The organism is Bacillus sp. FSL W8-0519 (assembly GCF_038005585.1).
Classification (GTDB): Bacteria; Bacillota; Bacilli; order Bacillales; family Bacillaceae_G; genus Bacillus_A; species Bacillus_A paranthracis.
The window spans coordinates 858673-881423 of sequence record NZ_JBBOTL010000001.1; the positions used below are offsets into that span (position 1 = coordinate 858673).

At 36.1% G+C, this 22751-nt stretch carries 28 protein-coding genes; 21 read left to right on the top strand and 7 right to left on the bottom strand.

Annotated elements, in window-relative coordinates:
• Positions 1-59: 59 nt before the first annotated feature.
• From NST14_RS04515 to NST14_RS04525, 3 genes are all read left to right on the top strand, one after another.
• The gene (locus NST14_RS04515) at positions 60-794 is read left to right on the top strand and encodes a YwaF family protein (protein ID WP_000388673.1); all 735 of its coding nucleotides are present in this window, start codon (positions 60-62) and stop codon (positions 792-794) included.
• An 88-nt stretch (positions 795-882) separates the two neighbouring features.
• Positions 883-1749 (top strand): ABC transporter permease subunit, encoded by an 867-nt coding sequence (locus tag NST14_RS04520; protein ID WP_000239661.1) that lies wholly within the window; start codon positions 883-885, stop codon positions 1747-1749.
• 1 nt (position 1750) lies between these two features.
• Positions 1751-2755, top strand: a complete 1005-nt coding sequence (locus NST14_RS04525; protein WP_000269959.1) for an ABC transporter permease — start codon at positions 1751-1753, stop codon at positions 2753-2755.
• A 44-nt stretch (positions 2756-2799) separates the two neighbouring features.
• Here the strand turns inward: NST14_RS04525 and brnQ2 are convergent, their stop codons facing one another.
• The 4 genes from brnQ2 to NST14_RS04545 all read right to left on the bottom strand — a co-directional run bounded on the left by brnQ2 (position 2800) and on the right by NST14_RS04545 (position 5403).
• Entirely contained in the window at positions 2800-4116 is a 1317-nt protein-coding gene (gene brnQ2, locus NST14_RS04530; protein WP_229143216.1) for a branched-chain amino acid transport system II carrier protein BrnQ2, read from the bottom strand.
• Between the two features lie 217 nt (positions 4117-4333).
• Positions 4334-4903, bottom strand: coding sequence for a spore coat protein CotJC (cotJC, locus tag NST14_RS04535; protein ID WP_000265273.1), 570 nt, complete (start codon positions 4901-4903; stop codon positions 4334-4336).
• 12 nt (positions 4904-4915) lie between these two features.
• The gene (locus NST14_RS04540) at positions 4916-5179 is read right to left on the bottom strand and encodes a spore coat protein CotJB (protein WP_000194490.1); all 264 of its coding nucleotides are present in this window, start codon (positions 5177-5179) and stop codon (positions 4916-4918) included.
• An 8-nt stretch (positions 5180-5187) separates the two neighbouring features.
• Positions 5188-5403, bottom strand: coding sequence for a spore coat associated protein CotJA (locus tag NST14_RS04545; protein WP_001046258.1), 216 nt, complete (start codon positions 5401-5403; stop codon positions 5188-5190).
• Positions 5404-5451: 48 nt separating this feature from the next.
• Here NST14_RS04545 and NST14_RS04550 point away from each other — a divergent pair, with 48 nt between their 5' ends.
• Complete coding sequence (locus tag NST14_RS04550) at positions 5452-5865, top strand: VOC family protein (RefSeq protein WP_113732862.1); 414 nt, start codon at positions 5452-5454, stop codon at positions 5863-5865.
• Positions 5866-5879: 14 nt separating this feature from the next.
• Complete coding sequence (locus NST14_RS04555) at positions 5880-6659, top strand: DUF2935 domain-containing protein (protein ID WP_000440969.1); 780 nt, start codon at positions 5880-5882, stop codon at positions 6657-6659.
• A gap of 17 nt (positions 6660-6676) precedes the next feature.
• On the opposite strand, the gene ku is transcribed toward NST14_RS04555, so the two are convergent.
• Entirely contained in the window at positions 6677-7489 is an 813-nt protein-coding gene (ku, locus tag NST14_RS04560; RefSeq protein ID WP_000557757.1) for a non-homologous end joining protein Ku, read from the bottom strand.
• A 352-nt stretch (positions 7490-7841) separates the two neighbouring features.
• Between ku and NST14_RS04565 the strand changes: the two genes are divergently transcribed.
• From NST14_RS04565 to NST14_RS04580, 4 genes are all read left to right on the top strand, one after another.
• Positions 7842-8123 carry a YkvA family protein gene (locus NST14_RS04565; protein ID WP_000733844.1) on the top strand — a complete coding sequence of 94 codons (282 nt, stop codon included), beginning with the start codon at positions 7842-7844 and terminating at the stop codon, positions 8121-8123.
• A 10-nt stretch (positions 8124-8133) separates the two neighbouring features.
• Complete coding sequence (locus tag NST14_RS04570; RefSeq protein ID WP_000435019.1) at positions 8134-8739, top strand: DedA family protein; 606 nt, start codon at positions 8134-8136, stop codon at positions 8737-8739.
• Positions 8740-8837: 98 nt separating this feature from the next.
• Complete coding sequence (locus tag NST14_RS04575; RefSeq protein ID WP_001277521.1) at positions 8838-9206, top strand: DUF3992 domain-containing protein; 369 nt, start codon at positions 8838-8840, stop codon at positions 9204-9206.
• A gap of 20 nt (positions 9207-9226) precedes the next feature.
• Entirely contained in the window at positions 9227-9571 is a 345-nt protein-coding gene (locus tag NST14_RS04580; protein WP_000525809.1) for a DUF3992 domain-containing protein, read from the top strand.
• 56 nt (positions 9572-9627) lie between these two features.
• Here NST14_RS04580 and NST14_RS04585 read toward each other — a convergent pair whose 3' ends face one another.
• Positions 9628-10053, bottom strand: coding sequence for an S-Ena type endospore appendage (locus tag NST14_RS04585; RefSeq protein WP_000791313.1), 426 nt, complete (start codon positions 10051-10053; stop codon positions 9628-9630).
• A 355-nt stretch (positions 10054-10408) separates the two neighbouring features.
• Here NST14_RS04585 and NST14_RS04590 point away from each other — a divergent pair, with 355 nt between their 5' ends.
• The 3 genes from NST14_RS04590 (at position 10409) to NST14_RS04600 (ending at position 13334) form a co-directional block, all read left to right on the top strand.
• Positions 10409-12868: a LamG-like jellyroll fold domain-containing protein gene (locus NST14_RS04590; protein ID WP_130777594.1), complete on the top strand. Its 2460-nt coding sequence runs from the start codon at positions 10409-10411 to the stop codon at positions 12866-12868.
• Between the two features lie 79 nt (positions 12869-12947).
• Entirely contained in the window at positions 12948-13151 is a 204-nt protein-coding gene (locus NST14_RS04595; protein ID WP_000391504.1) for a hypothetical protein, read from the top strand.
• A 12-nt stretch (positions 13152-13163) separates the two neighbouring features.
• Positions 13164-13334, top strand: a complete 171-nt coding sequence (locus tag NST14_RS04600; protein ID WP_001174836.1) for a hypothetical protein — start codon at positions 13164-13166, stop codon at positions 13332-13334.
• Between the two features lie 28 nt (positions 13335-13362).
• On the opposite strand, the gene NST14_RS04605 is transcribed toward NST14_RS04600, so the two are convergent.
• Positions 13363-14766: an amino acid permease gene (locus NST14_RS04605; RefSeq protein ID WP_000838731.1), complete on the bottom strand. Its 1404-nt coding sequence runs from the start codon at positions 14764-14766 to the stop codon at positions 13363-13365.
• 278 nt (positions 14767-15044) lie between these two features.
• Here NST14_RS04605 and NST14_RS04610 point away from each other — a divergent pair, with 278 nt between their 5' ends.
• The 9 genes from NST14_RS04610 (at position 15045) to NST14_RS04650 (ending at position 22736) form a co-directional block, all read left to right on the top strand.
• Positions 15045-16172 carry a cation:proton antiporter gene (locus NST14_RS04610; protein WP_073541796.1) on the top strand — a complete coding sequence of 376 codons (1128 nt, stop codon included), beginning with the start codon at positions 15045-15047 and terminating at the stop codon, positions 16170-16172.
• A gap of 125 nt (positions 16173-16297) precedes the next feature.
• A complete protein-coding gene (locus tag NST14_RS04615) occupies positions 16298-16612 on the top strand; it encodes a hypothetical protein (protein ID WP_001223240.1) in 315 nt (104 codons plus the stop codon).
• A 29-nt stretch (positions 16613-16641) separates the two neighbouring features.
• Positions 16642-17505, top strand: a complete 864-nt coding sequence (locus NST14_RS04620) for a MurR/RpiR family transcriptional regulator (RefSeq protein WP_000648156.1) — start codon at positions 16642-16644, stop codon at positions 17503-17505.
• A 153-nt stretch (positions 17506-17658) separates the two neighbouring features.
• A complete protein-coding gene (gene murQ, locus NST14_RS04625) occupies positions 17659-18543 on the top strand; it encodes an N-acetylmuramic acid 6-phosphate etherase (protein WP_000892365.1) in 885 nt (294 codons plus the stop codon).
• A 23-nt stretch (positions 18544-18566) separates the two neighbouring features.
• Positions 18567-19931, top strand: coding sequence for a PTS transporter subunit EIIC (locus tag NST14_RS04630; RefSeq protein ID WP_229143218.1), 1365 nt, complete (start codon positions 18567-18569; stop codon positions 19929-19931).
• A gap of 48 nt (positions 19932-19979) precedes the next feature.
• Positions 19980-21044, top strand: a complete 1065-nt coding sequence (locus NST14_RS04635) for a DUF871 domain-containing protein (protein ID WP_229143220.1) — start codon at positions 19980-19982, stop codon at positions 21042-21044.
• Between the two features lie 160 nt (positions 21045-21204).
• A complete protein-coding gene (locus tag NST14_RS04640) occupies positions 21205-21609 on the top strand; it encodes a DoxX family protein (RefSeq protein WP_001077745.1) in 405 nt (134 codons plus the stop codon).
• A gap of 155 nt (positions 21610-21764) precedes the next feature.
• Entirely contained in the window at positions 21765-22166 is a 402-nt protein-coding gene (locus NST14_RS04645; protein WP_000045917.1) for a nuclear transport factor 2 family protein, read from the top strand.
• A gap of 87 nt (positions 22167-22253) precedes the next feature.
• Entirely contained in the window at positions 22254-22736 is a 483-nt protein-coding gene (locus NST14_RS04650; protein ID WP_000758766.1) for a DUF6241 domain-containing protein, read from the top strand.
• Positions 22737-22751: the final 15 nt, after the last annotated feature.

Consider the following 22751-nt stretch of genomic DNA (forward strand, 5'->3'; position numbering starts at 1 on the left):
GAATTGACGCGTGTTTTTTTTCTTACAATAATATTGTATGAAGGAGAGGAGGAAGGAAGATGGAAGCTTATTTTAGTGCGCATCCATTAAAACCGTTTATTCCCTACTCAAGGCAACATGCCATTATATTATTTATTCTGTTGGTGGGAATCGTTTTTTTATATCAATACCAAGATGTATTACGTCAAAATGAGTGGAATATAACGGTTCGATATGCGATTGCATTTCTATTTATAGGGAGTGAAATTGGACTTCATATGTGGGAGTGGAAAGCAGGGATTTTTGAGCTAGCCACTTCATTACCGTTTGAGTTATGTACGATTAGTTTGTTGTTAGCGTCAATTATGATCATAACGAAAAGTTACCGTATATATGAGATTGTATTTTTTACAGGAATTATTGGTGCATCACAAGCCATTTTAACGCCAAACTTGCAGTATGCTTTTCCGCATTTTCGGTTCATTGAATATTTTATCGCGCATATATTGCTCATTTGGGCACCGCTCTTTATGACTTGGGTGGAAGGATATCGTCCGACAGTACAATCTATTAAACGCACAATGATATTTTTAAACATATTGATTCCGATTGTTTCGTTTGTAAATTACAAAACAGGTGGTAATTATATGTTTTTAGCTCATAAGCCAGAAACAGCTTCATTACTTGATATGTTAGGACCACATCCTTACTATATTATTTCATTAGAAATAGCTGCGCTTATTGGATGTTTTATTTTGTATATGCCGTTTGCGAAAAGAGAAAAACAGTTACACAAAGAATCGTTAGGGTCATAACCTAGCGATTTTTTATATATTAAATATTTACAATTCAGAAAATTAAGAATAAAATTAAGAGGTAAATTATAGAGAGAGAAGGGCGAAAATGGTCAAAAAAGTATTTTTGAATGGGATGGAAGTGACGTTTCAATTTCTTATTTCGATTTTGGGTATTATTTGTTTAGGGACATTGCCGAAACTATTTTATGGATTTGAGCTGCATGCATCACAGTACATAAAGAGTTTACAAGAAGTGTTTGTGAATTTAATGGACATCTCCAATTTTAAATATGTGGGAGATAAATTTTTATTTCCACAGTTGTTTGTCCATTATAAAGAAACAATTATTATATTTTTAGCTGCTTTTTTCATTTCATTATTTGTAGCATTTTGTATTGTTTATGTAATTATGAGTAGTTCACCGCGTATACAACATCGAATTAAATCATTTCTTATCTTCCTAGAATCCATTCCAGATATCCTTCTTATTTTAGTATCACAAATTTTAGTTGTATGGTTTTTTAAACAAACAGGTTTTTTACCTTTTCAAATTGCTTCAATTGGAGGCGAGTCGATTAGGGGGTTGCCAATATTGTGTTTGAGCATCCCGACTACGATTATGTTTGTAAAAATGATCGTGCTTCGTTTTGAAAATGAACTAGAAAAAGATTATGTACTATTTGCTAAGGCGAAAGGGCTGGGGCGCTTTCATATTTTAAATCGCCATATTTTACGAAATGTGTTGCTTAGTACATTATTCTTTGCGAAAACGAATATCTTTTTTATGTTATCTAATTTATATATTATAGAATGGATTTTTAATACGAGTGGTATTTTTATGTTTTTGAAATCGTATTTCGGTATTAGAGTTGAGGTTTTCATTGTTAGTGTACTTCTTATATATATTCCGATTTTTATTTTATTTAAATTGTTTCATTATCTCATTCCGGCTGCGATGAAGGAGAGATTATAATATGTGGACGTATATAAAACGTGATAAAAGATTTTGGATAAGTATTGGGTTTCTTCTCCTATTAGTTCTTTTGAGCATCGGAAATACGTTATGGAATGATGGACATATTAGACAAGTTACATTGCAATATGATGCGGATGAAAATCCACAAGTGCCACCGTTTCCACCTTCATTACAATTTTTACTCGGGACAGACCGGAAAGGGTATGACCTGTTACATTTAGTCATTGAGGGCGCGAAGTGGACGATTGGTATATCTATTTTAATTGCGGCACTTAGAATGGTAATAGGTGTGTTTTTCGGTGTCGTACTCGGAACGTACATAAAAAGAGGATTTTCAAAAATTGAGGCTTTCTTTGATAGTTTTACAGTTATTCCGACAGTTATGATTGCGTATTTTTTTCTTCAATCTGCAAATACATTTGGAAGCGGAGAGGAGACAACAACCTTTTTTGAAAGGGCTTCGTTTCAAGTGGTATTACTTGTACTGCTTGTAATGCCAGTTATTGCACTGTATGTTGCGAAGGAAGTTCGTAAATTGCGAACGGAAGAATTTGTTGATGCCGCACGCATATTAGGTGGATCGAGAAGACATATTGTTATAAAACATCTTTTTCCGCACCTCTATATGACGTTTATACTCGTATTTCTTCAGCAGTTTACGCAGACTCTTACTATTTTACTGCACTTAGGATTACTTGAAGTGTTCTTTGGTGGGACTGTAATGTTTGGTGGACAAATAAAAGAGGTGGAATCTTATACGCATGAATGGTCAGGTTTAATTGGAGTATACTTTAGGTCATTAACAGTGAATCCGTGGATCCCTCTCGTTCCGATTACATTTTTTGGACTTACTATTTTTTCAGGAAATATGATTGTAAAAAGTATCGAAGAGGCGATGATGAAAGTAAGGTTGGGAGGAGAGATAAAGAAGGACGTTGCAGAAGAGGAACAATCTGCTGTGCAGTCGAAAGAAGAGTTATTTACTTTTAAGCATACGATGTGAAAATAAAAAGAAGCAAGCATGTATTTCATGCTTGCTTCTTTTCTTTATTTTGTAGAAACTTCGCCTTCAGCTTCTGTTTGCGGAATAAAGTATCCGATTATACCACCAATTATTGCTGGAACGATCCAACCGATTCCTAAGTTATAAAAAGGAATCGTGTGTACGATATTAGCGATAAAACTTGGTATCATTCCCACATTATCAAGTGCATGAATACAGCTAATAAGGAATGCTGCGATCATTGCTCCGATGTAAACAGAAGGTTTACGTTTCGTATATTTATCGATAAATGATACGAAAATTAAAATGATTGTAATTGGATATAGAATAATTAATACAGGCAAAGTAATTTTAATTAGTAAACTTAATCCTAAGTTTGAAATAATGAAGCTAAAAATACAAACGTATAGTACGAGCTTTTTGTAAGAAACATTTGTTAATACTGTTGCGAAATAGTTTGCAAATGCACTTACAACACCAATTGCTGTCGTTAAACAAGCGAAGATAATGGCGATGCTTAATAAAACATTACCGCTTGTCCCAAAGAAGTGATACATAACAGTTGCTAATAGTTGACCACCGTTCTCGAATTGTCCTAAGTTGCCGTTTGAAGCACCGATATAACCGAGTAAGAAGTACACAATTGTTAAAAATAGAGCGGCAATGCTTCCGCAAATAATTGTATATTTCGCAATTGATTTCTTCTCTTGTATACCGTTTTGGCGAATTGCATTTACAACAATCGTTGATAATACAAGTGCACCGATTGCATCTAACGTTAAAAATCCTTCAAGAAATCCTTTGAAAAATGGAATTTCTTTATAGTCACCAACAGGTTCTGCAAACGTTCCTGGTGAAAGAATTGCTTTTGTTGCCATAATCGCAATAATTCCAAGTAAAATTGGTGTTAATATTTTTCCGATATGATCTACTAATTTTGATGGATTTAATGATAAGAAGTAGACGACTGTAAAGAAAATCGCACTAAAAACTAACATAGAGTACCATTGGTCTGGGAAAAGTGGTGCAATCCCAATTTCGTAAGATACAGATCCAGTTCGTGGAATAACAAATAGTGGGCCGATTGAAAGATAAATAATGATAGCAAATATTGCTGCGAATTTTGGGTGAACACGGCTTGCTAAAGTGTTAAAACTACCACCGGCAAGGGCAACAGCGACGATAGCTAGTAAAGATAAACCGACGTCTGTAATAATAAATCCTGTAATGGAAATCCACATATTTTCTCCGGAAGAAAGGCCGAGAAGGGGCGGGAAAATCATATTACCAGCACCGAAGAAAACTGCGAATAGTAGTAAACTAATCGAAAGTATTTGCGCTGGTTTTAAAGTTGTACGCATATAAAGAAAATCCTCCTAATGAGTGTTTTTGTCGAAAATTCAAATAATTTGTCGAGTAACTGTTATTATTTTAAAGGTCTGATGACTAGAAAGCAATAGGGAATTTTGAAAAAATTAAAAAATAATGCATTAAATCGAATAAATATACTATTTATATGTTTAATAGGAAGGATTTAACTTATAGCGTAAAAAAACACATATCACTAGGATACGTGTTTTAAAAAAATATTTTTTTATCACGTTCTTCTTTTAAAATTTCAACCGCTTCTCGGAAACGTTGTGAATGGACGATTTCTCGTTCACGTAAGAAGCGTAGGCTGTCATTTATATCTGGATCATCTGATAAGTTAATAAGCCATTGATATGTTGCGCGTGCTTTTTCTTCAGCCGCAATATCCTCGTATAGGTCGGCAATTGGATCACCTTTAGCTTGTATATAGGTTGCAGTAAATGGAACACCGGCAGCGTTATGGTAGTGGAGTGCACTATCATGATCAGCGTAATGAGGGTCAAGACCAGCAGCTTTCATTTGTTCAGGAGTCGCATCTTTCGTCAGCTTATAAACCATTGTAGCAATCATTTCAAGATGAGCAAATTCTTCTGTACCAATATCAGTAAGTAGGCCAATGACTTTGTCAGGAATTGTATAACGTTGATTTAAGTAACGGAGTGCAGCAGCTAATTCTCCATCTGCACCGCCGTATTGTTCAATTAATAATTTTGCAAGTGCTGGATTGCAAGTTCCTACTTTAACAGGGTATTGTAATTTTTTTTCATAAATCCACATAGTTTCTCTCCTTTATATTTGCCATGGCCAAGGACCTTTGCTCCATTCCCAAGGGGCATTAGAATAGCTGTTTCCAAACTGTTGGAGTGGCCCGTATTTTTCTTCCATCTTTTGTTTTAATACTCTTCGTTTATAGGAAAAGTCATTAAATTGATTAATCGCGGCAGTGTCATCTGGATGTGTATCTAAATAAAGAGTGAGTTCGACTAGTACAAAGTCTAGTTCTTGAAGCTCCAGTAACAGCTCATAATATTCTTCTGGTAGAGATTGAGTCACGTCAGTAGTCACCGCCCTTTTTTATAAGGATTTTCATAATAGTCATAAAAAACAGGCCATAAAGTCCCTTTTTGTAGCGCTTCTTTTGGCGTGAATTGTGGTAAGTTTGGCGGTTGAAAGCCTAAAAATAAATTAGGAGGAGTAGAGTAAAATTTTTTTCCGATAGGAGGGCAAGGATCTTGAGGACTATGATAGGGCACGAATGATCTCATATATTTATTCACGAATAAACCTCCTTACATGTTCATTACTACGTATTGTATTCAGACATAATGAGCATTTATGACACATATAAAAAAGTAATAGGTACGGGGGGAATGAATGTGGAGACTGTGAAACAATTCATTGTATTGGAAGTGAAAAACTTAAAGGAAACGTTATATTTTTACGAAGGGATTTTAGGAATTAAACCTAGTTTAGAAAGACCACAATTAGATGTAACGGGGGTTTGGTATGATGCCGATTCAACGAGAATTAGTTTTGTTATGAATCGCATGTTAGGCGGGCGGGAAAAAAGTGTTACAGATTCATGTGAGGATTTAACATTTACGATTTCTGACATAGAGAAATTGAAAAAGAAGCTAGCGTTTTATGAAATTTTATATACAGAAAATGAATATGCAAAGAGTATTGTAGTACAAGACCCAGATGGATATAAACTTCAAGTGGTAGAGAAGGATGAATAGACGGAGGGGATTTGGTGGAGAGAAATTATGAAGAAAGTGCGTTGTTTGAGCATCAATTTTGGCTAAAAGTGCTGAGTGATCATGCGCAATTTTTACTTGATGCGTTAGCTCCAAAGGAAAAAGAAGATATAAAGAAAGCTACTTATTTTGTTGAAACATTTACGAATCTGTTAAATAAAGTTCGTAATGTGAATCTCGTGGCATTTTCCAAAGAGGCGGAACAAGCAGCTAAGGAGATTCGGACGTTTAAATTAAATATTATACAGAAACAGTTGGAAGGGAAAATTACTATTCATTTTACGCCGACTTTTATTAATCATATGGTAAACGAAGTGGAAGAGTATATAACGGTTTTAGAGTTTTTGAAGAAGGGGGAAATTCCACCTGTTTTTCATGAACTTCATTATCATCTCGTTTGGTTAACAGATGCAGCTGGTCATGCAGGCTCTATTTCTGGTGGGTTAGATCTTGTTGAAAAAAGATTAAAAGAGAAAAGCGAAGAATTTACGAAGCATTTTGAACAATTTTACTTAAAGGCGGTTGAGATGACTGGATATTTACGAACGGAGCTTCATCATTTTCCAGCATTAAAGAAGTTTACAAAAGATGTTTCACTTGAATTGAAATTATTTTCACATTTTTTACATGAAGTGGAAGAACTCGAGTTGTCCAATGAAGTATTAAGTGTATTATCAGCGAGAATGGCAGATCATATGGCAAGGGAAGAATGTTATTATTTATTAAAATTAGCTCAATCATCTGGACTTGAAATGCCGAAATGTAATCCGCTTTAAAGAAAAAGAGGTCAATTTTATTTGGCCTCTTTTTCTGTTTTATTGTCTCTTTTTATTTTTGCTTGTTCAATACTTGCCTGTAATGTCTCCATAATATTGATGATGTTTGGAGCAGGAGAGATGGTTTCCGTTTTTTCCTGTTCTTCAATTTTATTTTCTATTAATTCGGTAAGGGCTTCTTTATATTCATCTGTATATAACTCTTGTTCGAAAGGGTTTGTAAGGTGGTGAATTAAGTTGATTGCTGCGGTGAGTTCTTGTTTTTGAATCGGATAATTTTCGTTACTTGGTAAGTTAGGTATATTTGTTATATCGCGAATTTCATTAGGGTAGTGAATGGTTTGCAACATAAGTCCATCTTCAAAGTTACGGATAATAGCTAAATGTTGTTTTTTTCTAATGGAAATATGGATAAGACCAAGTTTATTCGTACGTTCAAGAGCTTCTTTTAATAATAGATACGATTTTTCGTGTCCTGGAGTAGGGCCTATAAAATAAGAACGATCATAGAGAACAGAATCAATTTCGTTATTTTGGATAAAAGATATAATACGAATAGATCGTGGTTCGTGAGCTTTTTGCAACGCAGATAATTCTTTTTCATCCATAATAATGTACTTATGAGGTGCGTATTCATAGGCTTTTACAATATCTTTATCATCGACTTCTTCATCTGTACAATCGGGAGCGAATTTTTTATATTTAATAGGTGTTAAGCATTCTTTATGGAGGCTTAAAAATTTTATGTCGTTTTCTTCTACGGCGCTATATAGTTTAATTCCTATATTTAATAGTCCAAGTGAAAGTGCACCTTTCCATACGGTATGCAAATGAAATCTCTCCTTTCATTCAAAAATGATTATGTATATTATGAGATAGTAAGAAATTTCCTATACGTTTTTTGTTTTTTATGGAAGGGTAAGCAAAAGGGATTGGAATATAAAATATATTGACAAGCCCTCTAAAATATTTTAATGTGATTGTATAAAATTGTGTATATAAAGGGGAGTAACTTATTACAGTAAAGTCGTCATTACAGGGAGAAACCCTCGGCTTTATTGGCAACGTTTCGTTGTTAGTGAGACCTTTACCAGCAATGGTAAAGGCCCCTTATTGTCTTTTTTAGGACCCTTACCATATTTGGTAGGGGCCTTTTTGTATACAAGGAGAGGAGATATAAAAATGAAAAAACTTATTAGTAGATTAAGAGTTGTATTTCATGTTCGCCGATTTGTTCCATTCCTATTTGACTTTTTTACTTCAAAAGAGGTTTCAATAAAGAAGAAAATCTTATCCATTGCTTTTTTAGTTGGTTATGTAGCGATGCCGCTCGATTTAATTCCAGACTTCTTACCGTTCATCGGTATTTTAGATGATATTGGAATTGTGTTATTTATTTTGAACCGAATTGTAAAAATGGCTCCAGTTCAATTACAAGAAAAGCATAACGTAAACGTAGGATAGGAGTTAAAATATGGAGCAAATTATTTTAGATATAATTGAGTTTTTAAAGCAGTTTTCTTATTTTGGAGTTGTATTGGCTTTAACGTTTGAATTTATTCCGGCAGAAGTCGTTTTGCCTATGGTTGGGTATTGGGTATACGAGGGTGATATGAATTTTTGGCTAGCTGTATTAGCTGGAACACTTGGCGGAACGACAGGACCGTTAACGTTATACGCACTCGGTTATTACGGTGGTCGTCCTCTATTAATAAAGTACGGGAAATACTTCTTTATTAAAGAAGAACAAATTCAAAAAGCAGATGATTTCTTTGAGAAATATGGACCAGTTGTAGCATTTGTTGGACGCTTTGTACCTGGCGTTCGAACGCTTATTTCTGTTCCATGTGGTATGGCGAAAATGAACATATGGAAATTTAGTATATATACATTTGTAGCAATGTTCCCGTTAACGACTTTATATGTCTATTTTGGAATGAAATTAGGTCCACATTGGGAAAAGGCTGCGGATGTTGTGGGGCAATATATGCTACCGATATTACTAGTCGTAGTTATCGTTGTCGGTGGTATTTTAATCTATAAATTTATGAAGAAAAGGAACAGAACGGAATCTATTTAGTCATTTGAATATTTTTTGAAAATAAATGAATAGTACAGGCAAAAGACTCTGAGGGACATACACATATAGGGAATATAAAAGAGAGAGGGGAAACAACTATGTCTTGTGATTGCTCAGGGTCAGCTTTAACTTGTTGTCCAGATAAAAATTATGTGCAAGATAAAGTGTGTAGTCCGTGGTCTGCTACTGTAGTTGCAACAGCAATTGATAATGTTCTCTATACAAATAATATTAACCAAAACGTAGTGGGGACTGGTTTTGTTAAATATGATGTTGGACCAGGACCAATTACTGTAGAGGCGCTTGATTCTGCTGGTACTGTAATAGATACACAAACATTAAACCCAGGAACGAGTATCGGGTTTACGTATCGGCGTTTTGACATTATACAAGTTGTGTTACCTGCAACACCTGCTGGAACGTATCAGGGAGAATTTTGTATTACAACACGTTATCCACTTTCATAGCAGAATAGGAGAGGATTAAAATGGGAATGAGAAGTTCCAGTTTGTCTTGTTGTTCTAATAAAACGCTTGTACAAGATCAAGTATGTACAGACTGGTCTATTACAGGTGCTGGTACTCAAATTGTATATACAAATAATATCACGCAAGAAGTATATGGTTCAGGTTACGTGAAATATGATGTAGGTGCGGCTCCAATTACAGTTGATTTTTTAGTAGGTGCTACAGTAATTGATACAATTACCGTACAACCACAAAGTAGTGGTACTTTCACTGTACGATATTTTACGACTGTTCGAATTACTACAACAGGAACAACTGTTAATCAAGGTGAGTTTTGTATTACAGTACGTTATCCGATTTCATAAAAAGCATACCGCAAATGGTATGCTTTTTTAATTGAGGAAGTAATAAGATTGGTATTTTATAAACAACATGTAAATTGGCAACAGTACTTGCCTTCTAAATATAGTGAAGGATTATGTTGGATATTAGCAATATTAACTGACTGTAAGTCTTTTCCTGTGTACGATATTGTATTACCAGGAAACACAGTGAAAATATTGGTTACTGCTCCAACGATTTCAATGGTAATTGCTTCTGTGCTGCTAGTACTATTGTAAACCGAGACAGTGCCTGATATAGGCAGCATTCCATCACTTTGCCACAGTATCATCGATTGTGATTCATCTTTGGCGGAGGGAATGTTGTTATTCGTTATAAGGAAATTTCCTGCAAATTCATTTGTTACTCGCTCGCAATCTGGATCTGGAGGAGGGGGAGGTGGACAAGGATCTGGGCAAATGATAGACAAAGGAGCAAAACAGCCAATGTTTTTTTTATTCTTCAATACAACCCCCTCCTTTTTAAGTAGTCTTTTACTACTATTAAATGTGGAAGCATGGCCGATGTGTTAAAAAAAAGAAGAAATTGTTAAAAATTAAGATTGTCTAATAGGCTGAAACCTTAAATTATTATTCATGTTATAGAAAAGATTATATGTGGATAGACATGGGAAAAGAATGCTCAGACTCTTTTAGACAAAAAGTGGTTGTATACAATAGTAAGAAGAAAGTTGAACTTAACCTTTAATTAACTGTATATTTACAAAAATCTAATAAAATTCATTTGTTATTTAAACGACATTAATATGCTTTAGATAAAATATCCCTTGTAATGAATCGATTATTATGAGGAGGATTCACGTGGACAGAATGGTTTTGCGAAAAGTAAAAGGTCTTATTGGATTATTAATGGTTTTTGTATTAGCATTTGTATCATTTCCGTGGAGTACATCAGTTAAAGCGGAAGAGAAGAAGCAAGAAAAGGCACCGAGTGAGAAGAAGATCGTTTTTCCGGTTGTAAGTGATGTACATATTAAGAATAGTGGAACAGATGATACGTTTCGCTGGAAACGAGCAATCGAGCAACTGAATACACTTGCACCTAAACAAGATGCGTTTGTAATTGTGGGAGATTTTACTGATTCAGGATCACTGCAACAATATGATCGTTTCATGCAAGTGTATAATGAAAATGCAAATAAAGATGCAGTGCGAATGAATTCTCTAGGAAATCATGATTATTGGAACGGTTTATCTGTAGAGGGCGCACAGAAGCGTTTCTTAGAAAAGACAGGAATGGAATCAATTTATTATCATAAAGTGGTAAAAGGGTATCACTTCCTTGTTATGTCTCCAGAGGACGGGACAACTCATGGATATTATTCGGACAAGCAAATTAATTGGTTAAAAGAAGAAATGGCAAAGGCACAAAAAGATGATCCAGAAAAACCAATTTTCGTATTTTTACACCAACACATTAAAGAGACAGTTTACGGTAGTCATGAATGGGGAACAAAAGATAGCGCAAAAATTAATACGGTATTAAAAGAATATCCGCAGGCTATTACGTTTTCAGGTCATTCACATTATCCGTTAGATGATCCAAGATCGATTCATCAAAAAGACTTTACATCAGTTGGTACATCTTCTATAAGTTACATGGAAGTTGAAGGTGGTAAAGTACAAGGGAATATCCCGCCAGGAGCTAGCACATTAAGCCAAGGCTTATTAGTAGAAGTAGACGATAAAGAAGTAACGATCAATCGCCGTGATTTCCATACAAATTCTTGGACAGGCGAGCCTTGGAAAATTAAATTACCAGCAAAGAAAGACACATTTACACATATAGAAGATCGTGATAAAGAAAAGCCATACTTTGCTAAGGATGCAAAGCTTGCGGTATCAAATGTAACAGAAAATGCGGCAACAGTAACATTTCCACAAGCATTGGACAACCTTCTTGTACATTCTTATCGTGTACAAGCTAGAGATAAGCAAACGGGAGAAATAAAGAATAAATTGTTAGCATTCTCAGAGTTTTATCGTGATCCAGTGCCGAAAGATCTTACGTTTACGCTTGCAGGGTTAGATGGTGGAAAAACATATATGCTTGAAGTAGTTGCAATCGATTCGTTCGGTAATGAAAGTGCGCAGCCGTTAACGGCAGAAGTTACTACGAAAAAAGATAATATTGATCCGAATGTAAAAGTGCCAAAGGCTGATGTTTTCGATGTGAACTTTGCAGATGGTACATTTAAAGACAATTCACCATTTGCTACAAAAGGTGATGTGAAGGGCAATGTGACTATTGAATATGATAAAGCATTGAAAAAGAATGTTATGAAATTAAACGGAAAAGCAAACACATTTGGATACCTTCCATTTTCAGCAGCACAAAAAGAGAAAGTAGCAAATACGTTCACGCTAGAAACTGTATTTTCAATGAATGAAATTCGCGGACAAGGTATTTTGCAAAATACAGAGAGTGGCGGAATTGGTTTTGAATCTACAGGAAGTGGATATGTTGAATTATGGGCTCACATTGGCGGCAGTTATAAACGCGTTGGCGTTCAATTAGAAGCAAACAAAACATATCACTTAACAGGAACGTATAACGGAAGCGAAGTAGCTATTTATGTCGATGGTAAAAAAGTAAATAGCCAACCAGCTACAGGGAAAGTGTCTCATCCGAACGTACCATTTGCATTTGGAGCTGACCCTGATAGCAAAGGAAATGGTGGTATTCCGTTGAACGGACAAATTGCGCTTGCGAGATTATATAGTAAAGCGTTAAGTTCTTCAGAAGTATTAGCGGCGTACAATGAGTTTTCTAACCGCACAAAGTTAGAGCAAGTGAACGCGTTATATGAAGAGCTTGGAAAAGTGAAAGAAGTGTTAGCTGGTACGTATGAATTTGGTGATAAGCCAGGTCAATATTCAAAGGAAGCATTTCAAGAATTAGAGAAAAGCTATAATAATGCAAAGCAAGCATTTGAAAATGTAGGGAGTACGGGAGAGCAAATCGTTCAAACGTATAACGAATTAAAAACAGCTAATGTAACATTTGTACAATCTAAAGTAGTAGAACAACCGAAAACACCGAAAGAAAAATTACAAATCAATATTGAATCTGCAAAAGCAGTAGTGAAAAAAGCGCAAGATGCAAATGTAACGGACGGTTCAGTGAAAGCACTGAGTCAAAAAATTACAGTGGCCGAAGCTGTAGTGAAAGATGTAAAAGTAAAAGATACACAGGTAGAAACGATGAATCGTACATTAGAGTATACGATTTCACTTGTTGAAAAAAGCATAAACAAATAAGAGAGAAGAAAAGAAGCTTATCATGATAGGCTTCTTTTTTGTTATACTAAAAATAGCATAGAATGAAGGAGCGAATAATTTGGAAGAGAAAAAGCTAAAAAGAATTCTTGAATATGTATGGATCGCGGTTGTGCTCCTTGTAGGATATTATTTCTTAAAAGAAAAAAGTATATGGGTTCTATTTTTAATGACGTTTTTATTAGCGGGTTTAGGCACGTTATTTATTAATTTCTTCTTTGATAGTTTAAATGCATGGAAGAAGAAAAAGAAGGGAACGAAGTAAAGGAGGGAATATATGCAAAAGTGGAAGCTCATATATCAGGTGATTATTTTCCTATTACTTGTAGGTATTGGAATTGTGAAATACGCAACGCCAATAGGAAATTGGGCATCGTTTACAGCTTGCATCGGCATATTTTTCATTTTACAATCGTTAACGAAAAAATATAATAGTACAGAAAAATAGCTCGCCGCTAAAACGGCGAGCTATTTTGTTATGCTTTTTTCTTTTCATCATTCGTTTTTTCGGTAGCTAAGTGACTATGCTTTCTAGAGTAGAAGAAATAGAAGCATAAGCCGACTATAAGCCAAACGGCAAAGCTAATCCATGTCGTTTTAGACAAATTGATCATTAAATATAAGCAGCAAAGAATTGCGACAACTGGTAGTACAGGTACGAAAGGTGTGCGGAATCCGCGTTTTAAGTCAGGGTGTGTTTTTCGTAAAATAAGTACTGCGCAGCAAACGAATGTGAAGGCTGTTAATGTCCCGATGTTTACTAAATTCGCTAATACGTGCAGATCTAAAAGTCCTGCTAATAAAGCGGCAACAACACCAGTAATCCACGTGTTTAATAAAGGGATTTTCACTCTTTTATTTACACGTGCTAACGCTTTTGGAAGTAAACCGTCACGGCTCATCGCATACGAAACGCGAACTTGTCCATACATAACGACTAAGAGAACGGTCGTCATTCCAGTCATCGCTCCAACAGCGAGTAGTCCTGCAATTGTATCCTCGCCAACGAAATGTAAGGCAAATGCAACTGGATCAGAAACATCTAATTGTGTATAAGGAACCATACCTGTTAAAACGAAAGATACAATCATATATAAAACAGTACAAATAAGAAGGGAACCGATAATGCCAATTGGTAAATCGCGCTGTGGTTTTTTCGTTTCTTCCGCAGCGGTTGCGATTGCATCAAAGCCTAAGAAGGCGAAGAATACAGTAGCAGCTCCAGTAATAATACCGTCGTACCCGAATGGAATGAACGGCGTCCAATTTTCAGGCTTTACATATTTTGCACCTGCTACGATAAAGGCGATAATAACGGCTAACTTAATAAGAACCATAATATTATTAATGCGTGCGCTTTCGCGTATACCAAAACTTAAAAGCCCCGTAATGATGAGTAAAATACAAACAGCTGGTAAATCGATGAGACCACCTTTTCCTACGCCAGGTGCTGAGGCGACTATGGCGGGCAGATGGACGTTAAATCCTTGTAGTAAAGATTGTAAATAACCAGACCAACCGACAGCTACTGCTGCGACTGCAAGTAAATATTCGAGCATTAAACACCATCCGACGATGAAGGCGACGACTTCACCGACTGTCATGTATGCGTAAGTATACACACTTCCTGAGACAGGAATAGAAGAAGCAAATTCAGCATAACAAAAGGCTACACAAGCACAAGTAAATGCAGCAATAAGAAATGATAGCATAATACCAGGACCAGAATGTTTCGCTGCAACAATACCTGTTAATACAAATATACCTGTCCCAATTACGGCGCCAATTCCTAAAAACGTTAAATCAAGTGCGGTTAATGTTCTCTCTAACTGCCGTGGTGATTCAGTACTAAGCGCTTTTTTTCGTAATAATGACTTCACTTTGGACTCTCCCCCCGTTTTTTCATTTCCATAACTGTGAATGTAGTATGAGCCCACTAGAAAAGAGTATGTAAGGAAATGGAGGTACAGTTATGGTGCATAGTTTTTTAAAATTGCTGGATTAATCTTAATATAATTCAGAATATTTTGTCAAATAAAAATATGACAAATAAAATGCAGATGAATAGGAGAAACTACTTGCAGGAATGGACGAGGGTTATAAATTTACTTTGGATGGAGAAAACCCACTGATCAAAGTTAAAGTAGGAGAAGATGTTATGTTATTTTATTTTGAACTTGTCGTCATTTTACTTTGTACGAAATTAGCTGGTGATATTAGCGTGAGGCTTGGCCAGCCTTCTGTACTTGGTAAATTAATTATCGGTATTATTATCGGTCCAGCTGTACTTGGTATTATAAATAGTTCTGAATTAATCGATGAATTGAGTGAGATTGGTGTTTTACTACTTATGTTTATGGCTGGACTTGAAACAGATTTAGAAGAGTTAAATCGGAATTTGAAATCGTCATTTGCAGTAGCAGCTGGTGGAATTATTTTTCCTTTCATCGGTGGTTATATAACAGGATTGCTGTTTGGATTAATACAATCTCATGCCATTTTTTTAGGATTATTACTTTGCGCAACATCGGTTAGTATTACAGTGCAGACGCTAAGAGATTTAGGGAAAATGAATACGAGAGAAAGTACAACGATTTTAGGTGCTGCCGTATTTGATGACGTCATCGTCGTTATTTTATTAGCGTTTGTTATGAGCTTTTTAGGAACGCAAGATGTGAATATAACACTTGTTATCGTAAAGAAAATTATCTTCTTTGTTAGCATTGTTTTTATTGCATGGAAAGTTGTTCCTTGGATTATGAAAATGCTCGTGCCGCTTCGTGTAACAGAAGCGTTAATTAGCGCGGCTCTTATTATTTGCTTCTCTTTTTCTTATTACAGTGAAATGATGGGAATTGCAGGCATTATTGGAGCATTTGCAGCCGGAATTGCCATTTCTCAAACAGAGTATAAGCACGAAGTAGAACATAAAATTGAACCGATTGCGTATGCAATATTTGTACCGGTGTTCTTCGTAAGTATCGGAATGGAAATTACATTTCAAGGTATCGGAAGCCAACTTTGGTTCATTATCATCATGACGCTTATTGCGATTTTCACAAAGTTAATTGGATCCGGTTTAGGAGCAAGACTAACAGGATTCAATCTTCAATCTTCTATTAGTATTGGTGCGGGAATGGTATCGCGTGGTGAAGTAGCACTTATCATCGCAGCGAATGGACTTACGGCGAATTTATTAGCGAAAGAAAATTTCACAGCGATTGTTATTGTTGTTATATTGACAACGATTATTACCCCGCCGCTTTTGAAGAAGTATTTTGTATAGAGAGGAAGAGCTTATCTGATGTGGGTAAGCTCTTTTTTTATTGGAAAAGCAATAGTCATGTGGCATGAAAGGTTTGTAATTATGGTAAAATCTATGTATGTGATATGACAAGGAGAGGGATGTGTTTGAGGATTACGAAGGAAAAGATTATAGGTGTAATTATACTTCTTTTATTGTGCATACCATTTACTGCATGGAAAGAATCAAAAGTGAAAGATTTTCCGGTTTCTATTTTCTCGGAAGAAGCAGATGGTGAGTACGATCAGAAGCTGAAATATACTGCTTTTTTACCTGATGTTGCGATTTGGATGAACGGTTGGGAAAAGAAGTGGACAGAAGGGGAAAGAACTGTTTATCAAAAAGGGAATCGCATTGTAAATGTGTTTCATCCTCCTGGCGATGATGGTTTTTACCTTCTTGAAGCAAGAGAAAATAAGTGAACGCAACCGTAAGAAGTGGAGGTTAAATAGTGAAAGCTTCAACATTACTATTTAAAATTGAAAGTAATATGGATCAATTTTCACCAGCTGAAAAAAAGGTTGCCATGTACATAATGGAGAATGCAGAGATTGTTCCGAACTTAACGACGAAAGAAGTGTCAACGAATGCAGGTGCAAGTGAAGCGAGTGTTGTTCGTTTTTGTAAGTCGATTGGGATTGGGAGCTTTAAAGCATTTAAAATCGCGCTCGTTCGTGAATTAACGATTGCTGATTATAATATTAATGATTTTTCAGTGATGAATACGGAAGATGGCCCGTACGACTTGTTTAATAAAGTTACGTATGTGAATAAAGCTGCAATTGAGGCGAGCGTGACGGCGATAGATAAAAAAGAACTTGAAAAAGCTGCAGATCATATTGTAAATGCCGATAAAATTATCTTTTACGGAGTAGGCGGATCAGCTACTCCGGCGATGGACGGAGCTTATAAATTTACAAGGCTCGGATTTACAGCGATGATGCTATCTGATTTTCATATGATGTTGCCGCTTGTGACGAATTTAAAAGAAGGCGATATCTTTGTGGCGATTTCAACATCTGGTCGTACGAAAGATGTACTTGAAATGGCGCAATATGCGAAGAGACAGGGTGCAACAGTTATTGCGATTACAAAGCTTGATCAATCATCACCGTTATATAAAGAGGCGGATATTCGCCTTTGTATGCCAGATGTAGAACAAGATCATCGTATTGCAAGTATTGCTTCAAGAATGACGCAATTGAACATGATAGATGCTCTATATGTGATTACCTTTAATCGCATTGGTAATAAAGTGCTAGATCAATTTATGGATACAAGAGAAGAAGCTTTGCGATTACGGAAGCTGAAATGAAAAGATGGGGAAACCCATCTTTTTTGCATACGGACGGACATAAATTCGTCATGAAAAGAAATTAAATTTCATAAAATAATGAAGTGATATTGATTTTAAATTTCTTAAAGTTATAATGAAAGTATGAAATTAAATTTCAAAGTAGGTGGGAATATGTTAGAAAATTTATCGACAGAACATCGCAATGAGAAGACGATGAATTTAGATGAGATGAGCATAAAAGAAGTTTTGCAAAGTATGAATGAAGAAGATCGAACTGTTGCATTAGCAGTTGAAAATGAAATAGAGCAGATTGAAAAAGTTGTGCAGACTGTTATTAAATCTTTCGAAGAAGAGGGCCGATTAATTTACATTGGGGCTGGTACGAGTGGCCGTTTAGGTATTTTGGACGCAGTGGAATGTCCGCCGACATTTGGCACAGACGATAAAATGGTGCAAGGATTTATAGCAGGTGGATTGAAAGCGTTTACTAAAGCGGTAGAAGGTGCAGAAGATCGCGAAGAATTAGCAGAAGAAGATTTAAAAAGTATTGGATTAAATGAGAAAGATACAGTGATTGGAATTGCAGCAAGTGGTCGAACTCCTTATGTTATTGGTGGCTTGAAGTACGCGAATAGCGTAGGAGCGAGTACAGCTAGTATCTCCTGTAATAAAAATGCTGAAATAAGTAAATATGCAAAACTAAACGTGGAAGTAGAAACAGGCGCAGAAATTTTAACAGGATCAACGCGTTTGAAAGCTGGTACAGCGCAAAAACTAGTGCTCAATATGATTTCAACAGCATCTATGATTGGTGTAGGGAAAGTATATAAAAACTTGATGGTAGATGTTCAATCTACAAATGAAAAGTTAATAGAACGATCAAAACGAATTATTGTGGAAGCAACAGGTGTTAGTTATGAAGTAGCGGCAGAGCATTATGAAAAAGCAGAACGTAACGTGAAAGCTGCGATTGTTATGGTGTTATTGCAGTGTGAGTATGGGGAAGCACTGGAGAAACTAAAAGAAGCGAAAGGGTTTGTGAAGAAGGCACTATAAATAATAGGGAGGGGGATTCTATTATGAGGAAAGAAAAGAGAATGGCGAAAGAAATTTCAGAGCAACTTGGGGGAGTAAAAAATATTCGTGGCATTGCTCATTGTATGACGAGACTACGATTAACGCTTCATGATGAAAGTAAAGTGAACATGGACCTTTTGAAAAAGGTTGAAGGGGTTATGGGCGTTATTGAGGATGAGACGCTTCAAGTTGTCGTTGGTCCGGGAACGGTAAATAAAGTAGCAGCAGAGATGGAAGGTTTAACGGGACTGCGAATTGGTGAGGTGGCAGATCATCACCTTGAAGATCTTGGGCAAGAGATGAAGTCAGAGATTAAGAAGAAAAATAATACACCGGTGAAAAACTTTTTAAGAAAAATAGGAAGTATTTTCATTCCGTTAATTCCGGGTCTTGTTGCGTCAGGTATTATAAACGGGGTTGCTAACTTTGCGAAAAACGCAGGCGCTGATCCGAATGCAACATGGCTACAAATGTTACTACTTATTGGCGGCGGTATCTTTACATTCTTAGGCATTTTAGTCGGCTGGAATACAGCGAAAGAGTTTGGCGGGACACCAGTTCTTGGGGCAATTGCTGGTATTTTAATTTTCAATCCGGCGATGGCGAACGTAAAGTTATTTGGTGAAGCGCTCGTACCCGGACGGGGCGGATTGTTTGCAGTTATTTTTGCAGCGTGGCTTATGGTTGTAGTGGAAAGACAAGTTCGAAAAGCTGTACCAAATGCAGTTGATATTATTGTAACGCCACTTATTACTGTGTTAGTCGTAAGTATCGTAACGATGTTAGCAATTCAGCCGGTAGCAGGTTTCTTATCTGAAGGAATTACGAGCGGAATTAATGGTATTTTAAGTATTGGCGGAGCGTTTGCTGGGGCAGTACTTGCTGGAACATTTTTACCGCTCGTTATGGTCGGATTACATCACGGTTTAACACCGATTCACATGGAGTTTATTAATCAAACGCATGTAACGCCTTTATTACCGGTACTTGCAATGGCTGGCGCTGGGCAAGTAGGAGCAGCGATTGCTATTTTTGTAAAAACAAAAAACAAACGACTGCGTAACGTAATTAAAGGGGCATTACCAGTTGGATTTTTAGGAATTGGTGAACCGTTATTATACGGGGTTACATTACCACTGGGAAAACCGTTTCTTACAGCTTGTTTAGGAGCAGCAGTTGGCGGTGCGTTCCAAGCAGTTATGAAAACAGCTGCACTCGGAATTGGTGTATCAGGATTATCATTAATTCCGTTAATTGCTGATAATAAATATGTATTATATTTCCTTGGATTAGTAGTGGCATATACGTTCGGATTCATCTTTACGTACTTCTTCGGATTTAAAGAAGAAATGGCAGAAAACATATAGAGAAAGGGATTCCTTTCTCTTTTTCTATTTATAGAAAGGGAGATTCATATGATTGGAGTTTCAATTTACCTTGCAAAAGAACGAGTAAAGAAGCAAGAAGAGTGGCTAAAAGTAGCGAAGGAAAACGGGTTTTCATCTATTTTTACATCATTGCACATTCCTGAAGATGACCCTGGTACGTATAAAGAGCTAATTCAAATACTTGGGAAACAAGCTCTTGAAAATGACATGGAATTAATGGTCGATGTTTCTCCAAAATCGTTACACCATTTAGGGATGACGTATGAAAATGTGGAGGATCTACTGGACTGGGGCATTACAGGCTTAAGAATGGACTACGGCATTGCGCCAAAAGACATCGCACGCGTATCTCACAAGATGAAAGTAGCTTTAAATGCGAGCACGATTACAGATTCATTTTGGAAAGAGTTAATCATAGAAAATATAAAGGTAGAGAATGTAGAAGCGTGGCATAATTTTTACCCGCGCCCAGAAACAGGACTAGCAAAGTCCTTTTTACAAAAACAAAACCAATACTTGCATGAGTGCGGAATAAAAACGATGGCATTTATTCCGGGAGATGGTGAAAAGCGTGGTCCACTATATGAAGGCTTACCGACGCTAGAAAAGCATCGTTATATGAGACCGCTCGAAGCGTACTTAGAACTTGTACAACATTGTGGTGTTGATAAAGTGTTAATCGGGGATATAAGCGGAAGTGTAGAAAGTGTACAAGAGATAGCGAGTGCGAGTAGAGGGATTATTCCATTGCGTTACAAATCATTTATAACTGATAATGAAGTATTAAAAGTGGTGGAGCAAGTGCATACAAATAGGCTGGATCCAGCCCGTGATGTCATTCGGTCTGTAGAATCACGAGAAGAACATAAAGTGATTTTACAGCCAATGAATGCAATTGTAAGAAAGAAAGGCAGCATTACAATTGATAATGAATTGTACGGTAGATATGCAGGAGAGATGCAAGTTGCTATACATGATTTGCCTGTAGATGAGAAAGTGAACGTTGTTGGCATGGTTGTAGAAGAGGATATTTCTTTATTGCCGTATGTTGGCGCTGGAAAAATGTTTCAACTTTTTTGTGCGATAGAGTAAAAGCTTGAATTAACGCTACTTTGTAGGAAAACATTATCCGTAAAAGGGATAATGTTTTTTGTTTTCTTTAAAAAAGTATTTGACGAATGAAATGAAATACCGTATTGTTTTGACTTGTAAATAAAAGTTCACCATAACAAAACAAAAAGGAGAGAAAAAAATGAATCAATATATTGGGAATTTAATTATTCGTATCGTGTTAGGAGTAACGTTCTTTGCACATGGTTTAGCGAAGTTTCAATCAGGTATCGATAACGTAGCAGGCTGGTTTACAAGCATTGGCTTACCGGGTGGTCTAGCGTATGGCGTAGCAACAGTTGAATTAGTTGGTGGTATATTATTAATTATCGGTTTAGGCGTAAAGTATGTAGGATTGTTATTCGCTCTTATTTTAGCTGGAGCTATCGTAAAGGTAAATGGAGCAGCAGGTTTATTAGGAGATGGAAAGAATCCAGGATATGAATTAGACCTTGCATTATTATCAATGGGTGCGTATTTATTCGTTGTAAAAGCAGAAGGATATGTAGACCGTTTCATAAAAGAGAAAGTAATGAAAACGAAGTAGATTTTATTTATAAATTGTTGACTTAAAGGATCATTGTAACTATAATGATTACAACGTGTAGATTAAGAATAAAACAATTTAAATATTTTTTTGGGTAGGTTGTAATTATTTTGGTTACAACTTGCCCGAAAATAAATGAAACGGGAGGAAGTAATATGTCTAAATCAAATTTAGAAATAATTCGAAGTACGTATGAAGGATCAGCTTCTTCGAATGCAAAACATTTAGCAGAAGCCCTCTCTGAAAAAGTAGAATGGACAGAGGCAGAAGGGTTCCCGTACGGTGGGACTTATATAGGTGTAGAAGCGATTATGGAAAATGTATTTAGCCGATTAGGATCAGAATGGGATGATTATAAAGCAAGTGTAAATACATACCATGAAGTAAACGGAAAAGATGTAATTATTGCTGAAGGTATATATTCTGGAGTTTATAAAAAAACGGGAAAATCATTTGAAGCAGAATTTGTTCATGTATGGCAACTTGAAAATGGAAAAATCATAAAATTCAAGCAATGTGTGGATAGTTATATTGTGCGAGAAGCGCTTAAGGTTTAAAATAAAATAAGGAAACAAATGGAATCGACTGTGTGCAGGCGATTCCATTTGTTTATGTGATTATTAGGGGAATGGGGAATACATAATATGAAAAAATGGATTATAGGGACAATTACAGTGATCGTAATTGCGATAGGAGCTGTATTCGGTGTTACTAAAGGTGTTAATTATATAGAAGAAGAGGAGAAGAGTCTTAAAGCGCAAAAAGTAATGGGACAACAAGGAAAGAAAGCAGAGGAAGAGAAGCAACAAGTTAGTGAAGCTGAAATTATTTCTACAATGCATAGGATGGTACATCAAAAAGTGAAATCCTCTGAAAAATGGGGATTTATTGAAATGACAAATAAGGAAATTCGTGGTGCGAAGAACGCAGTAGAAAGCGGTACGAATTTTAAATATAAGTCAGAGTTACTTTCTACTTTGGAGCGCTGGGAGAAAGGGGATTTTTCACAAACGGTTGAGGAGCATAACTTTTTGTGGGAAATTCAAGGTGGTGATACTGGAAAGGCGACAGAACGTTTATCGCCAGAAGAAGAAAAGCAATATGTGAAAGAAATGAAACGTAAATAAAAACATCGCCACTTC

What these genes read in the sequence shown, in the direction of transcription:
- NST14_RS04515 (WP_000388673.1), top strand. Translation starts at nt 60, where the DNA reads ATGGAAGCTTATTTTAGTGCGCATCCATTAAAACCGTTTATTCCCTAC.
- NST14_RS04520 (WP_000239661.1), top strand. Translation starts at nt 883, where the DNA reads ATGGTCAAAAAAGTATTTTTGAATGGGATGGAAGTGACGTTTCAATTT.
- NST14_RS04525 (WP_000269959.1), top strand. Translation starts at nt 1,751, where the DNA reads ATGTGGACGTATATAAAACGTGATAAAAGATTTTGGATAAGTATTGGG.
- brnQ2 (WP_229143216.1), bottom strand. Translation starts at nt 4,116, where the DNA reads ATGCGTACAACTTTAAAACCAGCGCAAATACTTTCGATTAGTTTACTA.
- cotJC (WP_000265273.1), bottom strand. Translation starts at nt 4,903, where the DNA reads ATGTGGATTTATGAAAAAAAATTACAATACCCTGTTAAAGTAGGAACT.
- NST14_RS04550 (WP_113732862.1), top strand. Translation starts at nt 5,452, where the DNA reads ATGAGCATTTATGACACATATAAAAAAGTAATAGGTACGGGGGGAATG.
- NST14_RS04565 (WP_000733844.1), top strand. Translation starts at nt 7,842, where the DNA reads ATGAAAAAACTTATTAGTAGATTAAGAGTTGTATTTCATGTTCGCCGA.
- NST14_RS04570 (WP_000435019.1), top strand. Translation starts at nt 8,134, where the DNA reads ATGGAGCAAATTATTTTAGATATAATTGAGTTTTTAAAGCAGTTTTCT.
- NST14_RS04575 (WP_001277521.1), top strand. Translation starts at nt 8,838, where the DNA reads ATGTCTTGTGATTGCTCAGGGTCAGCTTTAACTTGTTGTCCAGATAAA.
- NST14_RS04580 (WP_000525809.1), top strand. Translation starts at nt 9,227, where the DNA reads ATGGGAATGAGAAGTTCCAGTTTGTCTTGTTGTTCTAATAAAACGCTT.
- NST14_RS04600 (WP_001174836.1), top strand. Translation starts at nt 13,164, where the DNA reads ATGCAAAAGTGGAAGCTCATATATCAGGTGATTATTTTCCTATTACTT.
- NST14_RS04610 (WP_073541796.1), top strand. Translation starts at nt 15,045, where the DNA reads ATGTTATTTTATTTTGAACTTGTCGTCATTTTACTTTGTACGAAATTA.
- murQ (WP_000892365.1), top strand. Translation starts at nt 17,659, where the DNA reads ATGTTAGAAAATTTATCGACAGAACATCGCAATGAGAAGACGATGAAT.
- NST14_RS04630 (WP_229143218.1), top strand. Translation starts at nt 18,567, where the DNA reads ATGAGGAAAGAAAAGAGAATGGCGAAAGAAATTTCAGAGCAACTTGGG.
- NST14_RS04635 (WP_229143220.1), top strand. Translation starts at nt 19,980, where the DNA reads ATGATTGGAGTTTCAATTTACCTTGCAAAAGAACGAGTAAAGAAGCAA.
- NST14_RS04640 (WP_001077745.1), top strand. Translation starts at nt 21,205, where the DNA reads ATGAATCAATATATTGGGAATTTAATTATTCGTATCGTGTTAGGAGTA.
- NST14_RS04645 (WP_000045917.1), top strand. Translation starts at nt 21,765, where the DNA reads ATGTCTAAATCAAATTTAGAAATAATTCGAAGTACGTATGAAGGATCA.
- NST14_RS04650 (WP_000758766.1), top strand. Translation starts at nt 22,254, where the DNA reads ATGAAAAAATGGATTATAGGGACAATTACAGTGATCGTAATTGCGATA.